The sequence below is a fragment of the Pseudomonas yangonensis genome (assembly GCF_009932725.1).
GTDB lineage: Bacteria > Pseudomonadota > Gammaproteobacteria > Pseudomonadales > Pseudomonadaceae > Aquipseudomonas > Aquipseudomonas yangonensis.
In genome coordinates this window covers 1-241 of record NZ_BLJU01000102.1, presented here as the reverse complement: position 1 = coordinate 241, position 241 = coordinate 1, and the positions used below count along the sequence as shown (strand labels likewise).

At 68.0% G+C, this 241-nt stretch carries 1 protein-coding gene; it reads left to right on the top strand.

Going from position 1 to position 241, the window contains the following annotated elements; genetic code table 11:
* The coding region (locus tag GYB81_RS23665; RefSeq protein ID WP_161897988.1) for an aldehyde dehydrogenase family protein at positions 1–241 on the top strand (241 nt) is incomplete at both ends.

Below are 241 nucleotides of genomic sequence, written 5' to 3'. Positions count from 1 at the left end.
GCCAGCCAGGCGGACGTCGGTCGCGCCGTGGCCAGCGCCGCCGAAGGGCAGAAGCTATGGGCGGCGATGACTGCCATGCAGCGCTCGCGCATTCTGCGCAAGGCGGTGGATATCCTGCGCGCGCGCAACGATGAGCTGGCCGGGCTGGAAACCCTCGACACCGGCAAGCCATTGTCCGAAACCCGCTACGTCGACATCGTCACCGGCGCCGATGTGCTGGAGTACTACGCGGGCCTGATCC